Source organism: Blastococcus sp. TF02A-26 (assembly GCF_003319125.1).
Lineage (GTDB): Bacteria > Actinomycetota > Actinomycetes > Mycobacteriales > Geodermatophilaceae > Trujillonella.
On the sequence record NZ_QOHG01000012.1, the window covers coordinates 49,182 to 72,568 of the forward strand.

Genomic DNA, 23,387 nt, shown 5'->3' on the forward strand with positions numbered 1-23,387 from the left:
GCACTCTTGGGGCAGAAGGGTGCTAGTCCAGGGGAGGGGTAGCCGGGCGGCTGCGGATGTCCATGCCGCGCACCGTGAGGCAGGCGCCGTCGGACAGCCGCCACTCCCAGCCGTGCACGCCGCAGGTCAGGACGCCGTCGGCCACGCTGCCCACCGCGGTCAGGTCCGCCTGCTGGTGCGGGCAGAGCCGCTGGAAGGTCCACCCGTCGACCGTCACGTCCTCTCCGCCGGCCGCGCGGTGGGTCACCCAGGCCTCGAGCCGGTCGAGCCGCGCGGGGTCGAGGTTGCCGAGGAACAGCGCGACCAGCTCGTTCTCCCGGCCGATCCGGCGGATCGACAGCCGCCCGGAGAGGAACAGGCTGTGCACCCAGTCGGTCTCGCGGACCGCGACCAGGTGCTCGAGGACCGCCCGGTCGACGGTCAGCTCGTAGCGCACCTTCTCCCCGTCGTAGCCGCGCACGACCCGGCCGGCGAAGTCCAGCAGCAGGTCGACGTCGTCCCGCTCGGCGTCCGCCGCGGTCAGCCGCACGGCCGCCCCGATCCCGGCGGCGACCCCGGGCGCGCGGGCCAGCAGCGGCTCGAGCCAGTCGCGCAGCTCGGCGGGCAGGTCGACGTCCCCGGCCGGGAGGGGGGTCCACGCCGGGCGTCGCCGGCGCTGCTCGGCGAGCTCGGCCGCCGGGTCCGGGGCGGTTCCGGTCGGCACCCCCGGGTCCCGGAGGTCGAGCGTCGCCCCGGGCGGCAGGAGGCGCACGTGGTCGTAGCCGCGGTCGGCCATCCAGTCGCGGAACTCGGCCGGGTGGACGTGCGTGCTGCCGCTGTCGGTGCCGATCCGGTTCAGGTGCGCCAGCGCCTCCTCGCGGAAGGCGGGCGGGCCGCCGGTGGGGACGACGTGGGCGGCACCCAGCTCGCTGACGTACCGGCGGGCGGTGAGGAAGGCGTGCGCGCGCAGGTCGTCGGCGATCGCGCGCCGGGCGGCCTCGGGGAGCTCGTAGGCCATCGGCGACCACCCGGCCGGGACGACCTGCAGCAGGTGGACGTCGACCGGCCCGAGCGCCCTCACCAGCGCGAGGTCCCGCGGCTGCGCGTCCCCCTGGACCAGCACGGTCGCCCCGCCGTCCGAGAGCCACAGCATCGCCGTCCCCGACGGGCCGTCGGTCGGACGCGTCAGCGTCGGGACGACGACCCGGAGCCCGCCGACGTCGGTGACCTCGCCGGACCGGGTCTCCACGAAGCGGGTGAACCCGATCCCGGCGAGCCGGTCGCGCAGCTCCGGGAGCGGGAGGTCGGGGAGGAGGACGGGGGTGTCCGTGCGGACGTGCCGCTCGAGCAGCTCGAGGTCGAGGTGGTCCGGGGCGACGGAGGAGACGAACAGGAGGTCGACGTCGGCCAGCGATGTCCAGTCGAGGTCGGCGTTGTCCGGGAACGGGGTCCACGCGCCCAGGTGGGCCGGGGTGGTCCACGGGTCGACGAGCACGCTGCCGGCGGCGGTGTCGAGGCGCAGGCCGGCGTGCCCGAGCCCGGTGATGCGCATGAGCGGAGGACCTCCCTGAGCGGTGTTCAGTCGCTCGGGGAGTGTGGCAGCCCCGGCGTGCGACCTACTCTGGGCTGCCCCTTCGAACCGAGCGAGGACGGTCCGCGTGCCACGAGTCCGCAACGACGAGACGCCCGCGGTCGCCGCTCCCGGCATGCCCGGTGAGGCCCCGCCGGTCGTGGACGGTGCCGCGCGCACGATCCTCGGGGTGGCCCGCACGACCTTCGCCGAGCTGGGCTTCCACAAGGCGAGCGTGGCGCGGATCGCCGAGGAGGCCGGCGTCAGCGTCGGGCTGCTCTACTACCACTTCGCCAACAAGGAGGGCCTGTACCGGGCCGTCTGGAGCGACTACCAGCAGCGGCAGTGGCAGGACACCCAGCAGGCGATCGAGACCGCCCGGGACGCCGGGGAGGCCGACGGGCGGGCGCTGTTCCTCGTGGGCGCCCGCGCCTACCTCTCGCACTGCTGGGATGCCCGCGACATCGTGCACATGGCGCTCAACGGGGACCTGCCGCCCGGGTTCTCGGCCGAGGACCGCGCGCTCAGCCGCTCCTGGCTGCGGGTGCACGCCGAGCTGCTGCTCGACCTCCCGCCGGGTACCGCCACGCAGGTCCTGGTGGAGATGGCCTCGGCCGCGATGGGCGGCGCCTGCCGGGCGGTGGCCGCGTGCCCGACCCGCGCCGACGCCGACGTCGTCGTGGAGGCGGCGCTGGACGTCCTGCGGCGGATGGTCCCCGGCCTCTCCTGATCCGACAGAAACCGCGTTGCAGATGTGTTGAGCGTCTCCCTGCCGACTGCTAGCCTGGCGACTGAGCGCCGTTCAGTGCGATCCGGCCGCCAGGTCGATGCCAGACAGGGGAGTGCGATGGCCAAGCTGCGCCACGTTGCGATTCGGTGTGACGACCTCGACTGGGGCGCCACGTTCTACTCGGAGCTGTTCGAGATGGACTTCGTGGCCAAGGTCGGCCCGCCCGGGGACGACAGCCAGGGTGCGGTGTACCTCAGCGACGGCGTCGTCAACGTCGCGCTGATCAAGGTGCACGCCGACTACCCGAACGCCTTCCCCGAGGGCATCAACCACATCGGCTTCGTCGTCGACGACGTCGACGCGGCCGTCGAGCGGGCCGAGCGCCTCGGCGCGGTCAGCATGGTCGGCAACATGACCCGCGAGGAGGCCGCCGTCGCCGGCGCCACCTGGGAGGTCAAGATGAAGACCCCGGACGGCAAGGTCGCCTTCGACATCTCCGACCACTTCTGGCCGGGCACCGGCCACGCCGAGCCGGCTCTCGACAAGGCCTCGGCCTAGTTCTCCAGCACCTCACGTCCACGGCCCCGTGCGATCGCACGGGGCCGTGGTGCGTCTCGGGGTCTTGCCGAGGCGGGCGCGTGACCCCAGGATGAGTCAATCATTTACTAGATGGACTGGAGAGTCAGTGAAGCCTGCTCCGTTCACCTACGAGGCGCCGACGACGCTGGGCGAGGCCGTCGACGTCCTCGGCCGCTACGGCGACGAGGCCAAGGTCCTCGCCGGCGGCCAGAGCCTCGTGCCGGTCCTCGCCCTCCGGCTGGCCCGCTTCGAGGCGCTCGTGGACCTCAACCGCGTCGACGAGCTCGCCTACGTCCGGGAGGACGACGGCGCGGTGGTCATCGGCGCGATGACCCGGCAGGCCACCGTCGAGGCCGATCCGCTGGTCGCCCGGTCGGTCCCGGTGCTCGCCGAGGCCACCCGCCTGATCGGCCACTTCCAGATCCGCAACCGGGGCACGCTCGGCGGCTCGATCGCCCACGGCGACCCGGCCGCGGAGTACCCCGCGGTGGTCACCGCACTCGACGCGACCGTGACCGTCGCCGGGCCGGACGGGCAGCGGCAGATCGCGGCTCCCGACCTCTACGACGGGCCGATGACCTCCACACTGTCCGACGACGAGATCCTCGCCGCCGTCTCCTTCCCCGTGTGGGACCCCGGCAGCGGCTTCGCCGTCCGGGAGATGGCCCGCCGCGAGGGCGACTTCGCCACCGCCGGCACCGTGGTCGGCGTCACCGTCACCGACGGGCGGATCAGCCGGGCGGCGATCTCGCTGTTCGGCATGGGCCCGGTGCCGCTGCGTGCCCGCGCCGCCGAGTCCGAGCTGGTCGGGGCGGACGCGTCCGGCCTCGACCTGGCCGAGGTCGGCGCCGCGGCGGTCGCCGACGTCGACCCGCCGTCCGACGTCCACGCGTCGGGCCGCTACCGCACCCGCGTGGCCTCCCGGCTGGTGGCCCGCGCTCTGGAGTCCGCACTGCAGGAGGCATCCCGGTGAGCGATCCGCACCCGATCACGATGACGGTCAACGGCCAGCAGCGGTCGGCGATCGTCGAGCCGCGCAAGACCCTCGCCGACGTCCTCCGCGAGGACATGCGGCTCACCGGCACGCACCTGGCCTGCGAGCACGGCGTCTGCGGCGCGTGCACGGTCCTGCTCGACGGCGAGGCGGTGCGCTCGTGCCTGGTCTTCGGGGTCCAGGCCGACGGCGCCGAGGTCACCACCGTCGAGGGCATCGCCCCGGCGCCCGGTGAGCTCAGCGACGTGCAGGCCGCCTTCCGCGACTGCCACGGCCTCCAGTGCGGCTTCTGCACCCCCGGCTTCGTCGTCTCCATCACCGCGTTCCTGGAGAAGAACCCCGCGCCGACCGACGAGGAGATCCGCTCGGGGCTGTCGGGCAACCTCTGCCGTTGCACCGGCTACACCGGCATCGTCAACGCCGTCCGCCAGGTGGTCCGCGAGCGGGCCGGAGGACCGCCGAACGGCGGGGCCCCGGCCGGGGACCAACCGTCCGAGGGTCCGCCGACCCAGGGCGTGCCGACGATCGCCGGCCACGCCGTGACGACGCTCCCGAGCGCCCCGTGACCGCCGTCCAGGACGGCGCCGCGCCGCAGACGCACTCCGGCGTGGGCCGGTTCCTCGGCCAGTCGGTCAAGCGCCGGGAGGACGCCCGGCTCGTGACCGGGCACGGCCGCTACATCGAGGACGTGCTCTGGCCCGACGCCTGGCACGTGGCGTTCCTCCGCAGCCCGGTGGCCCGCGGCCGGATCACCACGCTGGACGTCTCCGCGGCCGCGGCCCTGCCCGGTGTCCGCGCCGTCCTCACCGGCGCCGACCTCAACCCGCTGGCGAAGTCGTTCTGGCAGACCGCGATGGGCAAGGACTCGCCCCAGCCGCCGCGCCGCCTGCTCGCCACCGACGACGTCCGCTACGCCGGCGAGCCCATCGCCATGGTGCTGGCCGAGAACAGGTACGTCGCCGAGGACGCGCTCGAGCTGATCGACCTCGACGTCGACGCGCAGCCCGCGGTGGTCTCCGACCACCGCGGCCGGTGGGGCGCGGCGAGGGACGAGGAGCTCGTGCACCCCGAGTACGGCTCGAACGTCGCCTCGACGCTGCCGTATCCGGGCATGCCGACGGAGAACCCGGCCCTGGAGGAGGTGCTGTCCTCGGCGCCGCACGTGTTCGAGGAGCGCTTCCACCAGCACCGCTACATCTGCGTGCCGATGGAGACCCGTGGCCTGCAGGCGCGGTGGAGCCCGGACCGCGACCTGCTGGAGATCGTCTCCTCGACGCAGAACGTGCACGAGGTCCGGTCGATGGCCGCCCGCCTGCTGGGGCTGTCGGAGGTGCAGGTGCAGGCCCGCGCCGAGGACGTCGGCGGCGCCTTCGGGCTCAAGTGCTTCGTCGACAAGGAGGAGCTCGCCGTCGCCGCGGCGGCCTACTCCCAGCAGTGCGCGGTCGCCTGGATCGAGGACCGCAACGAGAACCTCGTCGCCGGCGGGCACTCCCGGACCGAGGACCTCACGGTCACCATGGCCACCGACGCCGACGGGACGATCCTCGGCATCAAGGGCCACCACGTGGAGGACGTCGGCGCCTACCCGACCTACGGCGTCGGCGGGAACGCGGGCCTGGCGATGATGATGCTGCCGGGGCCCTACGACGTCGGGCAGTACTTCTACTCGGCCGAGGCCACCTTCTCGAACACCTGCGGCATGACGCCCTACCGGGGGCCGTTCCTCATGGAGACCGTCGCCCGCGAGCAGCTGATCGACATCGCGGCCGCAGAGCTCGGGATCGACCCGCTGGAGTTCCGGCGGCGGAACATGATCACGACCGAGCAGCTCCCGTTCACCACGCCCATGGGGCTGGTGCTGGAGACGATCACGCCGATCCAGACCCTCGACCAGGCGGCCGAGATCATCGGCTACGAGGACTTCCGCCGGGAGCAGGCCGCGGCCCGCGAGCAGGGCCGGATCCTCGGCATCGGGTTCGCCTCCTACATCGAGGGCTCCCCGGCCTTCGGGGCCGCCGGCGCCGAGCAGGTCACCGTGCGCATGGACATGCAGGGCAAGGCCCTGGTGTTCATGGGCAGCGGCAGCCACGGGCAGAGCGTCGAGACGACGATGGCGCAGGTCGTCGCCGAGGAGCTCGGGATCGACATCGACGACGTGCGGATCATCCAGGGGGACACGACGTCGGCGCCCTACGGCACCGGCACCGCGGGCAGCCGGACGGCGACCACGTTCGGCGGCGCCGCCCGGATCGCCGGGCAGAAGCTCAGGGAGAAGATCCTGGCCGTCGCCGCGGTGGCGCTCGAGGCGTCGCCCGACGACCTGGAGGTCGCCGACGGCGTGGTGTCGGTCAAGGGCACCCCGGGCGCGGCCGTCACCGTCGAGCAGGTCGCGGCCATGGCCTACGCCGGGCACACGATGCTGCCGCCGGAGATGGAGCCGGGCCTGGAGGCCAAGCACCGGATCCGCAACCCCCCGCTGATGTTCTCCAACGCCTGCCACGCCGCGATCGTCGAGATCGACCGGGACACCGGCGCGGTCGAGATCAAGCGGTACGTGGTCAGCGAGGACTGCGGGAACATGATCAACCCGATGGTCGTCGAGGGGCAGATCACCGGCGGCGTCGTCCAGGGGATCGGTGGGGTGTTCTACGAGCACTTCGTCTACGACGGCGACGGCAACCCGCTGACCACGACGTTCCTGGACTACCTGCTGCCCACCGCGGCCGACGTCCCGGACATCGAGATCGGGCACGTCGTCACGCCGTCCAACACGCCCGGTGGCTTCAAGCCGATGGGCGAGGGTGGGGCGATCTGCTCGCCGCCGGCGCTGATCAACGCCGTCCGGGACGCGCTCGCGCCCTTCGGCAGGCTGCCGAACGTGCAGCCGCTCACCCCCGAGGTCGTGCTCGACGTGATCGACGGGACCGCCGCTGTCTGAGCGCGGGCGCCCGCACTCTGCCGGGCCTTTCCGGACGTTGCCGGGGCGATCCTCCCGGCAACGTCCGGAACCCGCCGGCGGAGTGGTCGACCGCCGGCGTGCGGAGCTGACGTGGGTCGGGTGACGGGGCTCGTCGCGGTCGTGACGGGCGGCGCCGGGGGCATCGGCGCCGCCACGTCACGGCGGCTGCACGCCGAGGGGGCCGCCGTCGTCGTGGCCGACGTCCGGGCGGATCGGGGGCGGGCGGTCGCCGACCCGCTGGGTGACGGCGCGGCGTTCGTGCCGCTCGACGTGACCGACGCCGACGCGTGGACGGCGTGCGTGGCCGAGGCCGAGGAGCGGTTCGGCCCGGTGTCGGTGCTGGTCAACAACGCCGGGGTCGTGCACGGCGGTCCGCTGGCCGAGCTCTCGGAGGCCGACTACCGGCGGGTGGTCGACGTCGACCAGGTCGGGGTGTTCCTCGGCATGCGCGCCGTCGTCCCCTCGATGCGGCGGGCCGGGGGCGGGTCGATCGTCAACGTGTCCTCGATCGGCGGCATGGTGTCGTTCCCCAACGTGCTCGGCTACGTCGCCGCGAAGTGGGCGGTGCGCGGGATGACCAAGGCGGCGGCCCAGGAGCTCGCGGCCGACGGGATCCGGGTCAACTCGGTGCACCCCGGGCTGGTCGAGACCGACATGACGCCGCCGGACACCCCGGCCGCCGCGCAGGTGCGCACCCAGCCGATCGCGCGGCTGGGCCGGCCCGAGGAGATCGCCGACCTCGTGCTGTTCCTCGCCTCGGACGAGTCGTCCTACTGCACCGGCTCGGAGTTCGTCGCCGACGGCGGCTTCACCACCCGCTGACCGCCGGCGGAAGCGGAGTCGCTCGGGAACGGTTCCCGCACTCGAGCGACTCCGCTCGGGCAGCGGTCAGCCGCGGGGGAGGCCGAGCAGGCGCTGGGCGACGATCTGCCGCTGGATCTGCTGGGTGCCGCCGTAGATCGACTGCGCCCGCGCCCACAGGTACTCGTTGAACGGCCGCTGCTCGCCGACCACCTGCGCCGCCCCGTTCAGGTCGCCCACCACGGCATAGAGCTCCTGCTCGACGCGGGTGGTCAGCAGCTTGTCGATCGACCCGCTGGAGCCGGGGTCGGCCGACGACCGGTCGACCAGCGACCGGGCCACGTGCCAGGACAGCACCTGGGCGTCGACGGCGACCGCGGCCAACCGGCGGCGCAGCACGTCGTCGGCCGGGAGACGTCCGCTGCGCACGCCCTCCTGGGCGGCGGCCAGGACGTTGCCCAGCCGGCCGGTCCAGCCCATGTCGGCCGGGCCGCGCTCGTAGGTGAGCATGTGCTGGGCGATCCGCCAGCCCTGCCCGCGCTCGCCGACCAGGTTCGCAGCCGGCACCGGGACGTCGTCGAAGAACACCTCGGCGAACTCGCGGCTGCCATTGGCCAGGGTGATCTCCCGGCGGGTGATGCCCGGGGTGTCCATGTCGACGACGAGCATCGACAGCCCGCGGTGACGGGCCTGGTCGGGCTCGGTGCGGCACAGCAGCAGGCAGCGGTCGGCCCACATGGCCCAGCTGGTCCAGATCTTCTGGCCGTTGACGACGAAGCCGTCGTCGGTCGCGGTCGCGGTGGTGGAGAGCGCGGCGAGGTCGGAGCCGGCGCCGGGCTCGCTGAAGCCCTGGCACCAGCTCTCCGTGCACCCGAGCAGCCCCGGCAGCACCCGCGCCTTGAGGTCGGCGGAGGCGAAGTCGGCGACGGCGTGCGCAATGTGGCCGATCGGCGGCGGAGGAGGGGCGCCCGCGGCGGCGAGCTCCTCGTTGACGACCGCCTCGTACAGGTCCGACAGCCCGCGCCCGCCGTACTCGGGGTCCAGCGACACGGTGACGTACCCGGCCGCGGCCAGTGCCCGGTGCCAGCGGTGGGTGGCCGCGACCCCCTCGGCGCTGTCGTAGCCGACGCCGTCGGCGTAGGTGGCCAGGTGCTCGCCCAGCCAGGCCCGCAGGCCGGCGCGGAACTCCGCGACGTCGGGGGAGTCGGAGAAGTCCACGGTCAGGCTCCCGGAGCGAGGTCGAGGTCGGCCAGCACGGCCTGGTGGGCGTGCTCGTCGCCGAACGAGGTGCGGTCGGTCTGCGCCCGCCGCAGCCACACGTGCGCCGGCGACTCCCAGGTCATCCCGATGCCGCCGAACAGCTGGACGGCGTCCTGGCACACGGCGACGCCGGACCGGGAGGCGAAGGCCTTGGCGGTCCGGGCCGCGCGCAGCGCCTCGGCGGGCGGCAGCGCGTCGACGGCCCAGGCGGAGAAGTACAGCGCGCTGCGGGTGGCCTCGACCGAGACCAGGTCCTCGGCGGCGATCTGCTGCACCGCCTGGAAGGAGCCGATCGGCCTGCCGAACTGGGTGCGCGTCGTCGCGTGCTCGACCGCGGCGTCCAGCGCCGCGGACATCGTGCCGAGCAGATCGGCGACGAGCAGCGTGAGCACGAAGGCGTGCAGCCGGTCGCGATCGTCGCCGGCCGGGGGACGCAGCGCCGTGTCCCGGTCCGTCACCCGGGCGCCGGGACGGCGGACCGAACGGGTCACGTCCGCGGTGGGCAGCGGCTCGCCGAGCGCGTGCGCCGAGCCGTCGGGGGCGTAGGCGAGGGTGGCCCCGGCCGAGTCCCAGGCGAGCGCCCCCTCGGCGGACGGCGCGAAGCCCAGCAGCCCGGCGTCCAGCAGCGGCGCCACCCGCAGCTCGCCGGCCGCGATCGCCTCGAGCGTCTCCGCCGGCGCGCCGAGGGCCTGCAGCTGCTCGGCCGCCACGAGCGTCCCGATGACCGGCGCGGCGACGGAGTGCCGGCCGAGCTGCTCGACGAGGACGGCGACGTCGACCGCGGCGGCGCCCAGCCCGCCGTTCTCCTCGCGCAGCCGGAGCGCGGGCCAGCCGGCCTCGACGATCCGGGCCCAGTCGGCATCCGACGGCGCGGCGGAGGCGACGTCGGACGGGCCGCGGCCGCGGTCCCAGCCCGACGCCAGGTCGGCCGCGAGCGCTCCGGAGGCCTTCCCTAACGCCCGCTGCTCCGGGTCTAGGCCGATCTGCATCCACTTCCTCCAGGCTCTCGGTCCCCCTATCCTATATAAGATTGGCCCCGTGTTGGGACGCCGTGGTCCCGGGGCCCGGACAGGACGGACACCCAGTGATGCTCCGGATCGTGCAGTGGACCACCGGCCTCGTCGGCCGCAACGCCGTCAAGGCCGTGCTCGCCCATCCCGACATGGAGCTGGTCGGCGGCTACGCCTGGAGCTCCGGCAAGGCCGGGCAGGACCTCGGCGTGCTCGCCGGCATCGACCCGATCGGCGTGGCTGCGACCGACGACGTCGACGCGCTCATCGCCCTGCGGCCCGCCTGCGTGCTCTACATGCCGCTGCAGTGGGAGACCGACCACATGGTGCGGTTGCTGGAGGCCGGCATCAACGTCGTCTCCACGGCCAACTTCATCACCGGCCGGTCCTACGGTGACGAGGAGATGGCCCGCCTGGACGCCGCGGCGCGGTCCGGTGGGGTGTCGCTGTACGGCACCGGCGCCAACCCCGGGATGGCCAACACCCTCGGGCTGGCCGCCGCCGCGTTCTGCCGCCGGGTCGACCGGATCTCGGTGCTGGAGTCGGTCGACGCCACGAACTACGCGTCGAAGGACACCTGGGTCTCGCTCGGCTTCGGCGGGCCGCCGGACGCCCCCGGCCTGGTCGACAAGGTGAAGCAGCGGATGTTGGTCTTCGTCGACGCCGTGGAGATGATGGCCGGCGCCCTGGGCGTCGAGCTCGAGGACATCCGGTTCGACGTCGAGTTCGCCACCGCCACCACCGACGTCGACCTCGGCTGGATGCAGTTCCCGCAGGGCACCGTCTGCGGGCTCAAGGGCCGCTGGTCGGGCATCGCCGCAGGGCGACCGGTGATCGAGCTCGGGCTGCTGTGGCGGCTGGGCTACTCGATGGAGCCGGACTGGCCGGTCGAGCGGGGCTACGTGATCGACGTGGACGGCGTCCCGGACGTGCACCTGCGGGTGTCGGCGGAGAGCGCCGACCTCGCCGACTACGGGGCGAGCACCGCCGACCCGGCCGTGAACGCCGTCCCCGCGGTGGTGGCGGCACCGCCCGGGCTGGTCACCGCCGACCGGCTGCCGCTGGTCACCGCCCGCGGGCTCGTGGCTCAGAGCCGGGTGAGCACCCGGTCGGCGTAGCGGGCGATTTACTCCTCCGACCCGGCGAGGGTCGCCGTCGTCGGCGCGTTCACCACCAGCTGGGTCGCGCCGCGCTCGGCCAGCTCGCCGGCGAGTGGCACGTGGGCGTCCATCTCGTCGTCGGTGCCCGCGCCGGGCATGGAGTACATGATCCGGTCCGGCGCCGGCCGGCCCCGCTCGTCGGCGTACGCGCGCAGCTGTCCCACGTAGTCGGCGAAGTCCTCCAGGCCGTCCAGCGACCGGGTGCGCAGCATCGCCGAGGTGCCGGTCGGGTTGGGCACCGGCAGCCAGCCGGCGTCCAGGTCCACCACCCGGCGCAGGCTGAGCCTGCTGTTGCCGCCGATCCACAGCGGCGGCCCGCCCGGCTGCGGCGACGGCGGCATGGTCACCGTGCCCCGCGCGGAGAAGTGCAGCCCCTGGTGGGTGACCGGCTCGCCGGTCCACGCCCGGCGCAGGACCGTCACCGCCTCGTCGAACAGCGCGTTGCGCTCGTCCCAGTCGACGCCGAGGGCGTGGAACTCCGCCTTGAGGTAGCCGGTGCCCACGCCGAGGTCGAGCCGGCCGCCGGACATCGCGTCCAGCGACGCCGTCACCTTGGCCAGGTGGAACGGGTTCCGGTAGGGGAGGACGACGAGGTAGGTGACGAGCCGGATCCGGCTGGTCGCCGCGGCGGCGAAGGCCAGGCCGAGGAACGGGTCGACCGTGTCGTGACCGCCGTGCTCCCGCCACGCCTGCGAGGGCGCCGGGTGGTCGGTCATGGTGAACCCGCTGAAGCCCGCCGCCTCGGCGACCGCGGCGAGCCGGCCGATCGCGGCGCCGTCGTAGAGCCACGAGGGCACCGGGGTGCCGTGGTAGGGGGTGCCGTAGACGACGTCCATGCCGGTGCGCTCCTGTTCAGTGGACATCCGGCGCGAGCCGGCGCAGTTCGTCGCGGGCGACCTTGCCCGCCGCGGCCCGGGGGAGGTCCCCGACCAGCCGCAGCCGGCGGGGGACCTTGAAGTCGGCCAGCCGCCCGGCGCACCAGCCGACCAGCTCCGCCGCGGACGCCGAGCTCCCCGCCCGGAGGACGACGAACGCGACCGGGACCTCGCCGACCCGCTCGTCGGGCGCGCCGACCACCGCGGCCTCGAGCACCGCGGGGTGGCTGGCGAGCACGCGCTCCACCTCGGCCGGCTGGACGTTGTACCCGCCCACGATCACCGTGTCGGCGGCCCGCCCGACGAGGCGCACGTAGCCGTCGTCCCCGATCTCGGCGAGGTCGCCGGTGCGCAGCCAACCGTCGGCGTCCACGGCCGCCGCGGTGGCCGCGGGGTCGTCCAGGTAGCCGGCCATCACCGTCGGGCCGCGGACCTCGAGCTCCCCGCCGTCGCCGAGCCGCACCTCGACGTCGTCCACCGGGGCGCCGATCGTCCCGCAGACCCGGTCCAGCGGGTCGCCGGGACGGGTCATCGTCACCACGCCGGTGGCCTCCGTCAGCCCGTAGGCGACGACGACGTCCGCGGCGCCGAGCTCGCCGACCACCGCCCGCACGAGCTCGGGGGAGACGACGGCGGACCCGGTGACCACCGTCCGCAGCGCGGCGGGCCGCGGCAGGTCGCCGGAGCGGACCGCGTCGAGCAGGTGGCCGAGGACGGCGGGCGGTGCGCTCAGCACGCTCACCGGCAGGTCGCGGGCCGTCGCCACGAGCGAGCTCCGGGAGACCTCCGGCAGCAGCACGACGGTGGCGCGGGCGGAGAACGGGGAGAGCAGGCCGGTCTTGAACCCGCCGACGTGCGCGAGCGGGTAGGTCACCGGGAAGACGTCGCCGCGGCACAGCCCCACCGTGGCGGCCCAGCCCGCGGCGCTGACCAGCATCGGCTCCTGCCGCAGCACCACGCCCTTGGGCCGGCCGGTGCTCCCCGAGGTGAACTGGATCGCCGCGACGTCGCCCGGGTCGTGCGCGTCGTCGGTGAGCAGGTCGCGGCCGGGAGCGGCACCGACCAGGAACCGGCATGCGGCCGGGCCGAGGATGCCGCGGACCTCCGCCGTGGTGTACCGCGGGTTGAGCGGCACGAGCACCCCGCCGGCGGCGACGACGGCGAGCATCTCCACCGCGCGGTCGAGCGTGGGCACCGCCCACACCGCCACCCGGTCCGCCGTCCGCAGCCCGGCCTCGGACCACGCGTCCACCCGCTCGCGCACCGCGGCGTCGAGCTCGGCGTAGGTGAGCCGCTCGTCGCCCTGCACCAGCGCGACGACCTCGGGGGCGTCCTCGGCCGCGGCGGCGAGGAGGGCGGCCACCGAGCGCGCCGGCACCCGCACCTCGCGCCGGCGGACCCGCCAGCCGGCCGGAGTGCGCACCAGGTCGTCGGCGTAGGCGCCGGCCACCAGGACCTCCCCGGCCGTGCGCACGAACCGGAACACCGAGGTCGCCGTGGCCGTGTCGCCGTCCACCCGGACGACGCGCGGTTCGACCTCGTGCCGGGTGCCGCTGCCCGGGCCGCTCGTGCCCTCCGCGCGCCGCCGGGCGGCCGCCGCGACCACCGCGTCGACGCCGCACTGCACGTCCGCGCCCCAGCGCCAGAGCACGTCGGCCGTGTAGACGTCGCGGTAGTCGTCGGGAGCGCCCTCGTCGCCGAGGACGGCCAGCCGGAGCAGCAGCGCGCGGACCCCGGCCCGGTCGTCGACGGTCACGGCTGCTCCCTCCTCTCGCTCCACCGGTAATGATAGAGAGGAAAGAGGCGAGCGGAGGAGGAGCCGGCATGGGGTTGCAGCTGGGCATGGCCCTGGGCTACTGGGACGCCGGCCCGCCACCGGGGGTGACGGCCCTGGTCACCGAGGCCGAGCGGCTGGGCTACGACTCGATATGGGCCGCGGAGGCGTACGGCTCCGACGCGCTGACCCCGCTGGCCTGGCTCGGCGCCGGGACGACGCGGGTGCGGCTGGGCACCTCGATCGCGCAGATGGCCGCCCGCACCCCCGCCGCGACCGCGATGGCGGCCATGACGATGGACCACCTCTCCGGGGGCCGCTTCGTGCTGGGGCTGGGCGCCTCCGGCCCGCAGGTCACCGAGGGCTGGTACGGCCAGCCCTATCCCAAGCCGCTGGCGCGGACCCGCGAGTACGTGCAGATCGTCCGCACGCTGATCGCCCGCGGGCGATCGGAGTTCGCCGGCGAGCACTTCCGGCTCCCCGTGCCGGGTGGGACGGGCCTGGGCAAGCCGCTGCGGTCGACCCTGCACCCGCTGCGCACCGACCTCCCGATCGTGCTGGCCGCCGAGGGGCCGAAGAACGTGGCGCTGGCGGCGGAGATCGCCGACGGGTGGCTGGCGATGTTCTACAGCCCCTATGACGACGCCCACTACCGCGCGGCGCTGGCCGAGGGGTTCGCCCGCGAGGGTGCCCGGCGCACCGCCCGGGACTTCGAGGTCGTCTGCCGGGTCAACGTGGTGGTCGACGACGACGTCGAGGCCGCGGCCGACCGGGTCCGGCCGTACCTGGCCCTCTACATCGGGGGGATGGGTGCGCGCGGCGCCAACTTCCACTACGAGGTGTTCGCCCGCATGGGCTTCGAGGCCGAGTGCGCGCGCATCCAGGACCTCTACCTGGCCGGCCGCAGGGACGAGGCCGCGGCCGCCGTGACGACGACGATGGTCGAGCGGGTGGCCCTGGTCGGCCCGCGGGCGAAGATCGCCGAGGAGCTCACCGTCTGGAAGGGCTCCCTGCTCACCACCATGACGGTCTCCGCGGACGTCGCCCAGCTGGCCACCATCGCCGAGCTCGTGCACGGCTGAGCCCGGGCACCGCTCAGTCCTCGACCAGCTCCAGCGCCGCCACCGGGCACTCGGCGACGGCGTTGCGCACCGCCTCCGGGTCGGAGTCGGGGTCCCCGACCACCGCGACCACCGCGTCGTCGCCGACGTCGAAGACCCCCGGCGCGGTGTAGACGCACGCCGCCGTCGCCAGGCAGCGGTCGCGGTGGACCCGGACCCGCAGCGCGCTCACGCGCCGGTCCGGATCGGCAGCCGGGTGATCCGCCGGGCGTTCCAGTGCCCGGCGTCGTACTCGATGTCGCCGTCGATCCGCGCGGTGTCGCCGAAGCGGCGGCGGAACTCGTCGAGCATGAGCTTGCCCTGCACCTTGACCAGGTTGAGGCCGATGCAGAGGTGGGGGCCGGCGCCGAAGACCAGGTTGCCGGCGTGGCTGCGGGTGATGTCGAAGCGGCGCGGCTCGGCCCACTTCCGCTCGTCGATGAAGGCCGTGGCGAACAGCGGCATCACGAAGGAGCCCCGCTCCAGCATCTGGCCGCCCATCTCGACGTCCTCGAGCGGGAAGCGGGGGATGCCGCCGAACTTGCCGTGCGCGCCCCAGCGCAGCACCTCCAGGGTCGCCGCCTCGTGCAGTTTCGGCCGCTCGCCGAGCAGGGCCCACTGGTCGGGGTGGGTGAGGAACGCGTGCAGGGCGAGCGTGTGCAGGTCGACCGCGGTGTCGGCGCCGGCGACCACGACCGCGATGACCACGGCGACGATCTCGTCGTCCGACAGCCGCTGGCCGTCGATCTCGGTGGCGACGAGCGTGCCGATGAAGTCGTCGCTGCCCCGGCCGGCCTCGTCGGCGGCGCGGTGCTCGGCGACGCGCTCGAACAGGTGCTCCAGCCCGGGGATGGTGCCCTGGATGTAGGTGTCCCGGTCGGCGGCGTACATCGGGTTGGTGGCGCGGACGGCGTTCCAGCCCAGGCCGTGCTCGAACAGCGACTCGGCCTCGGCGGGCACGCCGACCATCCGGGCGATGGCGCGGATCGGGATCTTGTCCGCGATGCCGGTGGCCGCGTCGAACCGGGTCTGGTCGGGGAGCTCGTCGAAGACGTCGACGATCGAGTCGCGGATGCGCGCCTCGATCTGGTCCATCACCCGGCGGGAGAACGCGGGGGCGGTGAGCCGGCGCAGCCGCTGGTGCTCGCTCGGGTCGACGTTCAGCATCGTGTACTGCTGGACCTTCTCGTACAGGGTCCACTCCGACTCGGGCTTGGGCGGCGGCGCGTTGTTCCAGTCGGTCATCCGGGTGCTGAACCGCGGGCTGCGCAGCACCTCCTGCGCCATGTCGTGCCGGGTCACGAACCACATGCCCATGTCGCGGTGGTAGGCGACCGGGTAGTCGTGCAGCAGCCGGTCGAGGGTCGGCCACGGATCGGCGGAGAACTCCGGGGTGAACGGGTTGTAGACGGAGAAGTCGATCTCGACCCGGTCGGTGCCGGCCATCGTCGCGGTCATGCTCGCCCCAGTCGTTCGTCCGGCCGCAGCTCCGTCCGGGCCGCGTGTGACGACCATCATTGTGAGGATGGTGGAATGCGTCAACGGCGTTGGCACAAATGCATACTGCCCCTGTGACGGAGAGCGGGACGGTGCGGCGGGGGCCTGGTCGGCCACCGTCGTCGCACGCCCAGCGGGCCATCCGCGCTGCCGCCGCCCGGCTGTTCGCCCGGCACGGGTACAGCGGCACGTCCGTCCGGGACATCGCCGCCGGCGCGGGCGTCGACCCGGCGCTGGTCAACCGGCACTTCGGCTCCAAGGAGGGGTTGTTCCTCGCCACGATGTCGGTGGACGAGGACTTCCGCGGGCTGGTCGACGGCCCGCTCGGCGAGCTGGGCCGGGCGATCCTGACCCGCGTCGTCACGCGCATGGACGGCCCGGGCGGCGGTGTCTTCGCCGCGCTCGTCGGGGCCCTCGCCCTGCCCGAGGTGCGCGCCCACCTGGCCCGCTCGACCGACGAGCACGTCGTCGGCCCCCTGGCCCGGCGGCTGTCCGGGCCCGACGCGGATCTCCGGGCGAGGCTGGTGGGCGCCCAGCTCCACGGGCTCCTGTTCTCCCTCCACGTGTCCCCGGACCCCGAGCTCGCCCAGCGCCCCCGGGCGGAGGTGCTCGACGCCTACGCGCGAGCCCTCCAGGCGCTCATCGACGACCCGACCGCGTGACTCAGCGACCGACCGCCTGCCGGAACGCGGTGACCAGCGGCCCGAGGACGTCCTCGACCGCCGCCTGGCCCGCCGCGGGGAGCGGCACCTTCCCGCGCAGGTCGGTGTAGCCGGCCTCGACCAGCGGACCGATCGCGTCGACGGTCGCCGGCACGTCCACCGTGCCCGCGGGGGAGACCACGGTGGGCAGCGTGCCGACCACCTGCAGGTCCGACGGGTCCCGGCCGAGGGCGGCCACGCCCTCGCGCATCCGGCCGACCGCGGCGGGATCCGCCGCGTCCGGCCCCCACGGGATCCAGCCGGAGCCGAACCGCGCGATGCGCCGCAGGACGGCGCTGTGCAGCGTGCCGCTGACCCAGATCGGCACGCCGCCGGGCTGGACCGGCTTGGGCATCTGGTGGATGTGCTCGAACGTGAGGTGCTCCGAGGAGTACGACGCCCGCTGCTCCCGCCACAGGGTCCGCACCACGTCGAGGGTGTGGTCGAGCAGCTTCCCGCGGCCCTCGAACGGCAGCCCGGCCGCCTCGTACTCCGCGCGCTGCCAGCCCGCACCCACCCCGAGGTCCAGCCGGCCGCGGGAGAGGACGTCGAGGGTGGAGGTCGCCTTCGCCAGCACCACCGGCCGGCGCAGCGCCGCGACGATGATGTTCGTGCCCAGCCGCACGGTGCTCGTCGTGCCGGCGATGACCGACAGCGTGGTGAGCGGTTCGAGCCAGAGCCCGTCGGGCCCGGTCGGCTGCCTCCCCCCGGCCGCGCCGCCGATCTCGGGTCGGCCGTACTCCTCCAGGTTCTCGCCGAGGACGACGTGGTCGGAGAGCACCACCCGGTCGACGCCGGTGACGTCGGCGGCGCGGGCGACGTCGAACAGGTGCTCCCAGTCGCCGGGGGGCTCGGCCGCGTAGGACGGGAGGGTGATCGACAGCTGGGTCATGCCGGGCCTCCGCCCAGGATCACGTCGCGGGGGTCGGCCAGGGGGACGAGCCCCTCGTAGTCGACGAACGAGCGCAGCGTGTTGCCGCCGTCGACGGCCAGCAGCTGCCCGGTGGTCCACGACGACTCGGGCCCGGCGAAGTAGCGGATCGCGGCGGCGACGTCGTCCGGTTCGCCGTGCCGCGCGATCGGCTGCTCCGCCAGGAACGCGGCCATGAGCGGCTCGTTGGCGAAGGACCGGGCGGTGGACGGCGTGCGGGTCATGCCCGGACGCACCGAGTTGACCCGGACCCCGTACCGGCCCAGCTCGTCGGCGGCCACCCGGACCAGTTGGTCGACGGCGGCCTTGCCGGCGCTGTAGCCGGCCAGGTAGCGCGCGGAGAACGCGGCAGCGGTCGAGGAGATGGCCACGAACGACCCGCCGCCGGCGCGGAGCATCGCCTGCCCGGCGTACTTGAGCAGCAGGAACACCGGGCGCACGTTGCCGTCGACGTCGGCGCTGAAGTCGTCGTCGCCGTAGAGGAGCACCGAGGACGTCCGCGCCGTCCCGGGGACGACGACGGCGATGTGCAGCGCTCCCTCGTCGTCGGCCGCGGCGGCCACGGCGGCGCGCACCGAGCCGGCGTCCATCGCGTCGCAGACGACCGTGCCGACCTCGAGGCCCTCGCCGGCGAGCCCCTCGCGCGCGGCCTCGAGCGTCGCGGCGGTCCGCCCGGCGAGGGTCACCGTGGCGCCGTCGCGGGCGAGCAGCCGGGCGCCGGCGAGCCCGAGGCCGCTGCCGCCGCCGACGACGATCGCCCGCCGTCCGGCCAGGGGCGCCGTCACGCCGCGCCGCCGGGGAGCCCGTCGACCGGGCGGGTCTCGGTCCACTCGACCGTGCCGATCCGCTCGGCGATCCGCCAGGTGCCGTCGTCGCCCCGTCGGTAGCGGTCGCGGTAGCGCAGGAACACCACGTGGTCGGTGCCGGCGGACCGGGAGAGGTGGTGGGCGAGGCAGTAGACGAGACCGGTCGCCTCGTCCCCGTCGGTCACGGTGCCCACCTGGCCGAGGAGGTGGAAGGTGCGGTCGAAGCGCTCCGCCAGCCGGCCCGGGACCGCGGCCAGCGCCTCGGGGCCGGTCAGGTCGGTCGAGGGGTGGTCGCCGTCGCCCGGGTAGTGCACGGCCAGCCGGCCGTCCGCGGTGAAGACCCCGGCGAACGCGGCGGCGTCCCCGTCGTCGGCGGCGGCGGCGTACCGCTGGCTCAGGGCGCGGGGCGACGTCCGGGGGAGCAGGCACACCTCTGCCTATCCTGCCAAAGATTGACGGTCAAGGGAGGCGCGGAGTGGCGACGACGAACGGCCTGGACCTGTCCGGGCGGGTGGCGCTGGTGACCGGCGGCGGGCGGACCGTCGGGCTGGGGGTCGCGCAGGTGCTCGCCGGCCTCGGCGCCCGGGTGGCGGTCAACGACCTGGCCCGACCTCGGCGGAGGCGGCGGCGGAGGGGATCCGCGCGCAGGGGGGCGAGGCGGTCGCGGCGCCGGCGGACGTCACCGACGACACCGCGGTCCGGGCGATGGTGGCGGAGGTCGCCGGTCGGCTCGGACCGGTCGACGTCCTGGTCAACGCCGCCGGCATCCCGGTGGGTGTCTCGGGCGCGCCCTCCGTGGACACCGAGCGGGCGGACTGGGAGCCGTGGATCGCGCTCAACCTGCACGCGCCGATGCAGACCGCCCACGCCGTCCTGCCCGGGATGCGGGAGCGGGGCTGGGGCCGGGTGCTGTCGATCTCCTCGTACGCCTCCCGCGCGGCCAGCCGCAACGGCCTGGCGGTCTACGGCGCGGCGAAGGCCGGCCTGGAGTCGTTCACCCGGCACGTGGCGCTGGAGTCCGCGCCGTTCGGCGTCACGGTGAACGCGGTCGCGCTCGGCACGATGTCACACCTCGACGGGCAGCCGGCGCCGCCGGAGCACGCGGCGGCCATCCCGGTCGGCCGGTTCGGGACGCCGGAGGACGTCGGCTGGACGGTCGGCTTCCTCGCCTCGGACCGGGCCGGCTGGATCACGGGGCAGACGCTGCACCTCAACGGCGGCGCGTACATGGCGTAGCGGCTGGTCACCGGCAATCGTGTCATCTTTAATACGTTGCGTGACCGACGTCGACGGCCTGGCGGTGACCCGCGACGGCCGGGTGCTGCACGTGCAGCTGAGCAACCCGAAGCGCCGCAACGCCCTCACCGACACGTCGATGCGGGGGCTGAACGAGCTGCTCGAGGCGACGCAGAACGACGAGTCGGTCGGGGCGGTGCTCCTCAGCGGCGAGGGGAGCGACTTCTGCAGCGGCTTCGACATCGTCGGCCGGAACTCCGGCGGCGGTGAGCGACCACGGGTCGGGGCGATCCAGCGCCGGCTGCCGTCGCAGGCCCACCGGCTGATCCCGCAGCTGGCCGCGCTGCAGGTGCCCGTGGTCAGCGCCGTCGCGGGCTACGCGGTGGGCCTGGGCATGCAGCTCGCGCTGGCCAGCGACTTCGTCGTCGCCGACGCGACGGCGACCTTCTGGCAGCCGTTCGTCAGCCGCGGCATGACCCCCGACGCCGGCGCCACCTGGCTGACCACCCGTGCCGTGGGCCCGCTGCGGGCCCGCCAGCTGCTGCTGCTCGGCCGCCGGCTGGACGCCGACACAGCCGCCGAGTGGGGGATCGTGCACGAGACCGTGCCGGCCGGCGAGGCGGTCGAGCGGGGTCTGGCGCTGGCCACCGAGCTCGCCGCCGGGCCGACGGTCGCGCTGGGGCTGACCAAGGCGCTGATCAACTCCGCGGCCGACGCGACGCTGGCCGCGCATCTGGCCGCCGAGGGCTTCGCGCTGGAGCTCTCCTCGCGCAGCCCCGACTTCAAGGAGGGCCTGGCCGCGTTCGTCGGCAAGCGCCCGCCGGAGTTCACCGGTCGATGACGACTGCTTCCGAGAGGGCGGACATGGACACCGACGACATGCAGCCTGCGACCGCGACGGAGCGGACGATCCCGGCGATGCTCTTCGCCAGTGCGGAGCGGTACGCCGACTCCCTCGCGGTGGCCGACGGCGACGTCCGCCTCACCTACGCCCAGCTGCGGGACCGGGCGCTGGAGTTCGGCCGGGGAGTGCTGGCGCTGGGGGTGCAGCGCGGGGACCGGGTCGGGCTGTGGGCGCCCAACACGTACCGCTGGATGGTCGCCTCGCTGGGCCTGCATTTGGCGGGCGCGACCGTGGTGCCGCTCAACACCCGCTACCGGGGGTCGGAGGCGCGGGAGATCCTCGCGCGGGTCCGCGCCCGCGTCGTCGTCGTCGAGTCGGGCTTCCTCGGTTACGACTACGCGACCGCCGCGCTCGAGGCGCTCGACGGCGACGAGACCGGGGGAGTCCTCGAGGACCTGACCGTCGTCGACCTGGCCGCCGAGCGTGGGGACGCCGACCGGCGCGTGCTCGGCCGGGAGGACCTGCGCGAGCGCGCCGCGACCGTCTCCGAGGACGACGTCCGGGCGGCCGCCGCGGCGGTGCGGCCCGAGGACCTCAGCGAGATCATCTTCACCTCCGGGACGACCGGCCGGCCCAAGGGCGTGCTCATCCCGCACGGCCCGGCGCTGGACCTCTACGCCACGTACGCGCAGGTGTGGGGTCTGCGCGAGGGTGACCGGTACCTCGTCGTCCTGCCGTTCTTCCACACCGGCGGCAACAAGGCCGGGATGATCGTCAGCCTGCAGCACGGTCTCACCGTCGTCCCCATGGCGGTGTTCGACGCCGACGAGGCGCTGCGGCTGATCGAGACCGAGAAGGTGTCGATCATGAACGGCTCGCCGACGATCTACCACGCGCTGCTGGAGAGCCCGCGCCGCGCGTCGACGGACCTGTCGTCGCTGCGCCGGGCGGCGACCGGCGCCGCCGTCGTGCCGGTCGCGCTGATCGAGCGGTCGCGGGTGGACCTGCCGTTCGAGCGGCTGGTCACCGCCTACGGCATGACCGAGTGCATCGGGACGGCGACCATGTGCCGGGACGGCGACGGTGACGACGTCATCGCGAACACCTGCGGCCGGGCGGTGCCGGGGGTGGAGCTGCGGGTGGTGGACGGCTCCGGGCGCGACCTGCCGCCGGGGGAGCCGGGCGAGGTGCTCATCCGCGGCGCCAACGTGACGCCCGGCTACTGGGAGGACCCGGCCGCCACCGCCGCGGCGATCGACGCCGACGGGTGGCTGCACTCGGGCGACATCGGCCACCTCGACGCGGCCGGCAACCTCAAGATCACCGACCGGCTCAAGGACATGTTCATCGTCGGCGGCTTCAACGTCTCCCCGGCCGAGGTGGAGCAGGTGCTGGCCCGCCACCCGCTGGTGTCGGAGGTCGCGGTGGTCGGTGTCCCGGACGAGCGGCTGGGCGAGGTGCCCAGGGCCTACGTGGTGCGCCGCCGCGGCGCCGAGGGGACCGGCGAGGAGCTCATCGCCTGGGCCAGGGAGCGGCTGGCGAACTTCAAGGTGCCCCGGTCGGTCGAGTTCGCCGACGACCTGCCGCGCAACGCCAGCGGCAAGGTGCTCAAGCGCGAGCTGCGCTCCGCCTTCGGTGGCTGAGCCGGCCGCCTGGCCGGCGGTGCCGCTGCCCCGGGAGGGTGGGCCGTACGTGGTCGGCGCCGAGGTCACCAACGCGATTGGCGTCCTCTTCGGCGGCTGGAACCTGGGCCTCGCCGTCCAGGCGGCCACCGACCTGACCGGTGGTCGGTTGCGCGACCTCTCCCTGAGCCACCTGCGGCCCGTGCGGGCCGGCAGTGAGCTCCTGCTCTCCGCGCGGTCGCCGGCGCCGGCGGGCTCGCTCGCGCACGTCGGGATCGAGGGTCGTGGGGACGACGGCGTGGCGTTCTCGGCGCTGGCGGTGACCGGCCCGCCGGCGGGGTCTCCCGACGGTCCGCCGGCCCCGGACGTGGCGGCGCCGGAGGACTGCCCACCGCGGGCGTACGCCGCCGGCCCGGGCACCGGCAGCTCCGTGCTGCTCGACGTCCGGGTGGCCGAGGAGCGGGTGGACCTGGGGGTGGCCAGCTGGGCCCGGCTGTGGGCGCGGGTGCGCTGCCCCGTCGCCGACGACGTCCGCCTGGCCGTGGTGAGCGACCACGTGCCCTACCTGCTCCGCTGCGCGCTGCCGCGCCTCACCGGCATGGCGACGGTCGCGGCCACGGTGCGGGCGTTCGGGCTGCCGGTGGGGGAGTGGGTTCTGCTGGGGGTCTCGCTCGTGGCGGTCGACGAGCGGATGGGCGTCGGTCGGGTGTCGATGTGGTCCGACGGCCGGCTGGTGGGGGTCGCCGAGCAGACGGGTCGGCTGTTCACGCGCCGGCTCGCGTCATGACCGACCTGTCGGGGCGGATCGCGATGATCACCGGTGCGGCCAGCGGTCAGGGGCCGGCCGAGGCGCGGCTGTTCGCCTGCGCCTTCCTGGCCTTGGACGACAGCAGCTTCGTGACGGGCACCGAGGTCGTCGTGGACGGCGGCGCGAACGCCTGAGGCCGGCCGCCCGGAAC

23 protein-coding genes and 1 pseudogene are annotated in these 23,387 nt (G+C 74.5%); 14 read left to right on the forward strand and 10 right to left on the reverse strand.

All coding sequences use genetic code 11. The features are described 5' to 3' along the window. Positions 1–22 precede the first annotated feature (22 nt). The gene (locus DQ240_RS14555) at positions 23–1,531 is read right to left on the reverse strand and encodes a Rieske 2Fe-2S domain-containing protein (RefSeq protein ID WP_158548706.1); all 1,509 of its coding nucleotides are present in this window, start codon (positions 1,529–1,531) and stop codon (positions 23–25) included. Positions 1,532–1,637: 106 nt separating this feature from the next. On the opposite strand from DQ240_RS14555, the gene DQ240_RS23645 reads away from it, so the two are divergent. The 6 genes from DQ240_RS23645 to DQ240_RS14585 all read left to right on the forward strand — a co-directional run bounded on the left by DQ240_RS23645 (position 1,638) and on the right by DQ240_RS14585 (position 7,633). Continuing rightward, complete coding sequence (locus DQ240_RS23645; protein WP_199589321.1) at positions 1,638–2,279, forward strand: TetR/AcrR family transcriptional regulator; 642 nt, start codon at positions 1,638–1,640, stop codon at positions 2,277–2,279. A 117-nt stretch (positions 2,280–2,396) separates the two neighbouring features. Further along, positions 2,397–2,837: a VOC family protein gene (locus DQ240_RS14565; protein WP_113840344.1), complete on the forward strand. Its 441-nt coding sequence runs from the start codon at positions 2,397–2,399 to the stop codon at positions 2,835–2,837. A gap of 127 nt (positions 2,838–2,964) precedes the next feature. Further along, on the forward strand, positions 2,965–3,831 hold the full coding sequence (locus DQ240_RS14570) for a xanthine dehydrogenase family protein subunit M (RefSeq protein WP_113840345.1): 867 nt from the start codon (positions 2,965–2,967) through the stop codon (positions 3,829–3,831). Then, positions 3,828–4,418, forward strand: coding sequence for a (2Fe-2S)-binding protein (locus DQ240_RS14575; protein ID WP_199589322.1), 591 nt, complete (start codon positions 3,828–3,830; stop codon positions 4,416–4,418). The genes DQ240_RS14570 and DQ240_RS14575 overlap by 4 nt, the downstream gene beginning before the upstream one ends. Continuing rightward, positions 4,415–6,790 carry a xanthine dehydrogenase family protein molybdopterin-binding subunit gene (locus DQ240_RS14580; protein WP_158548708.1) on the forward strand — a complete coding sequence of 792 codons (2,376 nt, stop codon included), beginning with the start codon at positions 4,415–4,417 and terminating at the stop codon, positions 6,788–6,790. The genes DQ240_RS14575 and DQ240_RS14580 overlap by 4 nt, the downstream gene beginning before the upstream one ends. Before the next feature lie 111 nt (positions 6,791–6,901). After that, the gene (locus DQ240_RS14585; RefSeq protein ID WP_113840347.1) at positions 6,902–7,633 is read left to right on the forward strand and encodes a glucose 1-dehydrogenase; all 732 of its coding nucleotides are present in this window, start codon (positions 6,902–6,904) and stop codon (positions 7,631–7,633) included. A gap of 66 nt (positions 7,634–7,699) precedes the next feature. Here DQ240_RS14585 and DQ240_RS14590 read toward each other — a convergent pair whose 3' ends face one another. Together DQ240_RS14590 and DQ240_RS14595 are read right to left on the reverse strand one after the other, a co-directional pair. Continuing rightward, positions 7,700–8,830: an acyl-CoA dehydrogenase family protein gene (locus tag DQ240_RS14590; RefSeq protein ID WP_113840348.1), complete on the reverse strand. Its 1,131-nt coding sequence runs from the start codon at positions 8,828–8,830 to the stop codon at positions 7,700–7,702. A 2-nt stretch (positions 8,831–8,832) separates the two neighbouring features. Further along, positions 8,833–9,861 (reverse strand): acyl-CoA dehydrogenase, encoded by a 1,029-nt coding sequence (locus DQ240_RS14595; protein WP_113840349.1) that lies wholly within the window; start codon positions 9,859–9,861, stop codon positions 8,833–8,835. A gap of 110 nt (positions 9,862–9,971) precedes the next feature. Here DQ240_RS14595 and DQ240_RS14600 point away from each other — a divergent pair, with 110 nt between their 5' ends. Further along, positions 9,972–11,000 carry a dihydrodipicolinate reductase gene (locus tag DQ240_RS14600; protein WP_199589323.1) on the forward strand — a complete coding sequence of 343 codons (1,029 nt, stop codon included), beginning with the start codon at positions 9,972–9,974 and terminating at the stop codon, positions 10,998–11,000. 8 nt (positions 11,001–11,008) lie between these two features. Here DQ240_RS14600 and DQ240_RS14605 read toward each other — a convergent pair whose 3' ends face one another. Then, the gene (locus DQ240_RS14605; protein WP_113840351.1) at positions 11,009–11,905 is read right to left on the reverse strand and encodes a TIGR03619 family F420-dependent LLM class oxidoreductase; all 897 of its coding nucleotides are present in this window, start codon (positions 11,903–11,905) and stop codon (positions 11,009–11,011) included. After that, positions 11,895–13,673 carry an AMP-binding protein gene (locus DQ240_RS14610; protein WP_158548710.1) on the reverse strand — a complete coding sequence of 593 codons (1,779 nt, stop codon included), beginning with the start codon at positions 13,671–13,673 and terminating at the stop codon, positions 11,895–11,897. Before DQ240_RS14610 ends, DQ240_RS14605 begins: the two co-directional genes overlap by 11 nt. A 68-nt stretch (positions 13,674–13,741) precedes the next feature. On the opposite strand from DQ240_RS14610, the gene DQ240_RS14615 reads away from it, so the two are divergent. Further along, positions 13,742–14,773 (forward strand): LLM class F420-dependent oxidoreductase, encoded by a 1,032-nt coding sequence (locus DQ240_RS14615; protein WP_233498729.1) that lies wholly within the window; start codon positions 13,742–13,744, stop codon positions 14,771–14,773. A 13-nt stretch (positions 14,774–14,786) separates the two neighbouring features. Here the strand turns inward: DQ240_RS14615 and DQ240_RS23310 are convergent, their stop codons facing one another. Beyond that, positions 14,787–14,984, reverse strand: coding sequence for a ferredoxin (locus DQ240_RS23310; RefSeq protein ID WP_158548712.1), 198 nt, complete (start codon positions 14,982–14,984; stop codon positions 14,787–14,789). After that, positions 14,981–16,249 (reverse strand): cytochrome P450, encoded by a 1,269-nt coding sequence (locus DQ240_RS14620; protein WP_158548714.1) that lies wholly within the window; start codon positions 16,247–16,249, stop codon positions 14,981–14,983. Before DQ240_RS14620 ends, DQ240_RS23310 begins: the two co-directional genes overlap by 4 nt. A gap of 113 nt (positions 16,250–16,362) precedes the next feature. Between DQ240_RS14620 and DQ240_RS14625 the strand changes: the two genes are divergently transcribed. Further along, positions 16,363–16,950 carry a TetR family transcriptional regulator gene (locus DQ240_RS14625; RefSeq protein WP_199589324.1) on the forward strand — a complete coding sequence of 196 codons (588 nt, stop codon included), beginning with the start codon at positions 16,363–16,365 and terminating at the stop codon, positions 16,948–16,950. 1 nt (position 16,951) lies between these two features. On the opposite strand, the gene DQ240_RS14630 is transcribed toward DQ240_RS14625, so the two are convergent. Genes DQ240_RS14630 through DQ240_RS14640 form a run of 3 tightly spaced genes read right to left on the reverse strand, consistent with a single transcriptional unit; the run spans position 16,952 to position 19,157 of the window. Next, positions 16,952–17,881 (reverse strand): TIGR03619 family F420-dependent LLM class oxidoreductase, encoded by a 930-nt coding sequence (locus DQ240_RS14630; RefSeq protein ID WP_113840354.1) that lies wholly within the window; start codon positions 17,879–17,881, stop codon positions 16,952–16,954. Then, a complete protein-coding gene (locus DQ240_RS14635) occupies positions 17,878–18,705 on the reverse strand; it encodes an SDR family NAD(P)-dependent oxidoreductase (protein WP_113840355.1) in 828 nt (275 codons plus the stop codon). Before DQ240_RS14635 ends, DQ240_RS14630 begins: the two co-directional genes overlap by 4 nt. Then, positions 18,702–19,157, reverse strand: coding sequence for a nuclear transport factor 2 family protein (locus tag DQ240_RS14640; protein ID WP_113840356.1), 456 nt, complete (start codon positions 19,155–19,157; stop codon positions 18,702–18,704). Before DQ240_RS14640 ends, DQ240_RS14635 begins: the two co-directional genes overlap by 4 nt. A gap of 193 nt (positions 19,158–19,350) precedes the next feature. Here DQ240_RS14640 and DQ240_RS14645 point away from each other — a divergent pair. From DQ240_RS14645 to DQ240_RS14665, 5 genes and pseudogenes are all read left to right on the forward strand, one after another. Next, positions 19,351–19,962, forward strand: a pseudogene (locus DQ240_RS14645) (SDR family NAD(P)-dependent oxidoreductase); the annotation flags it as partial. 40 nt (positions 19,963–20,002) lie between these two features. Next, entirely contained in the window at positions 20,003–20,803 is an 801-nt protein-coding gene (locus DQ240_RS14650) for an enoyl-CoA hydratase/isomerase family protein (RefSeq protein WP_113840358.1), read from the forward strand. Between the two features lie 23 nt (positions 20,804–20,826). Beyond that, the gene (locus tag DQ240_RS14655) at positions 20,827–22,449 is read left to right on the forward strand and encodes a FadD3 family acyl-CoA ligase (RefSeq protein ID WP_113840359.1); all 1,623 of its coding nucleotides are present in this window, start codon (positions 20,827–20,829) and stop codon (positions 22,447–22,449) included. Then, on the forward strand, positions 22,442–23,215 hold the full coding sequence (locus tag DQ240_RS14660; protein WP_113840360.1) for an acyl-CoA thioesterase domain-containing protein: 774 nt from the start codon (positions 22,442–22,444) through the stop codon (positions 23,213–23,215). The genes DQ240_RS14655 and DQ240_RS14660 overlap by 8 nt, the downstream gene beginning before the upstream one ends. Continuing rightward, a complete protein-coding gene (locus DQ240_RS14665) occupies positions 23,212–23,370 on the forward strand; it encodes a short-chain dehydrogenase/reductase SDR (RefSeq protein ID WP_113840361.1) in 159 nt (52 codons plus the stop codon). Before DQ240_RS14660 ends, DQ240_RS14665 begins: the two co-directional genes overlap by 4 nt. Positions 23,371–23,387 lie beyond the last annotated feature (17 nt).

What these genes read in the sequence shown, in the direction of transcription:
- DQ240_RS14595 (WP_113840349.1), bottom strand. Translation starts at nt 9,861, where the DNA reads ATGCAGATCGGCCTAGACCCGGAGCAGCGGGCGTTAGGGAAGGCCTCC.
- DQ240_RS14665 (WP_113840361.1), top strand. Translation starts at nt 23,212, where the DNA reads ATGACCGACCTGTCGGGGCGGATCGCGATGATCACCGGTGCGGCCAGC.
- DQ240_RS14565 (WP_113840344.1), top strand. Translation starts at nt 2,397, where the DNA reads ATGGCCAAGCTGCGCCACGTTGCGATTCGGTGTGACGACCTCGACTGG.
- DQ240_RS14655 (WP_113840359.1), top strand. Translation starts at nt 20,827, where the DNA reads ATGGACACCGACGACATGCAGCCTGCGACCGCGACGGAGCGGACGATC.
- DQ240_RS14605 (WP_113840351.1), bottom strand. Translation starts at nt 11,905, where the DNA reads ATGTCCACTGAACAGGAGCGCACCGGCATGGACGTCGTCTACGGCACC.
- DQ240_RS14630 (WP_113840354.1), bottom strand. Translation starts at nt 17,881, where the DNA reads ATGACCCAGCTGTCGATCACCCTCCCGTCCTACGCGGCCGAGCCCCCC.
- DQ240_RS14620 (WP_158548714.1), bottom strand. Translation starts at nt 16,249, where the DNA reads ATGACCGCGACGATGGCCGGCACCGACCGGGTCGAGATCGACTTCTCC.
- DQ240_RS14615 (WP_233498729.1), top strand. Translation starts at nt 13,742, where the DNA reads ATGGGGTTGCAGCTGGGCATGGCCCTGGGCTACTGGGACGCCGGCCCG.
- DQ240_RS14555 (WP_158548706.1), bottom strand. Translation starts at nt 1,531, where the DNA reads ATGCGCATCACCGGGCTCGGGCACGCCGGCCTGCGCCTCGACACCGCC.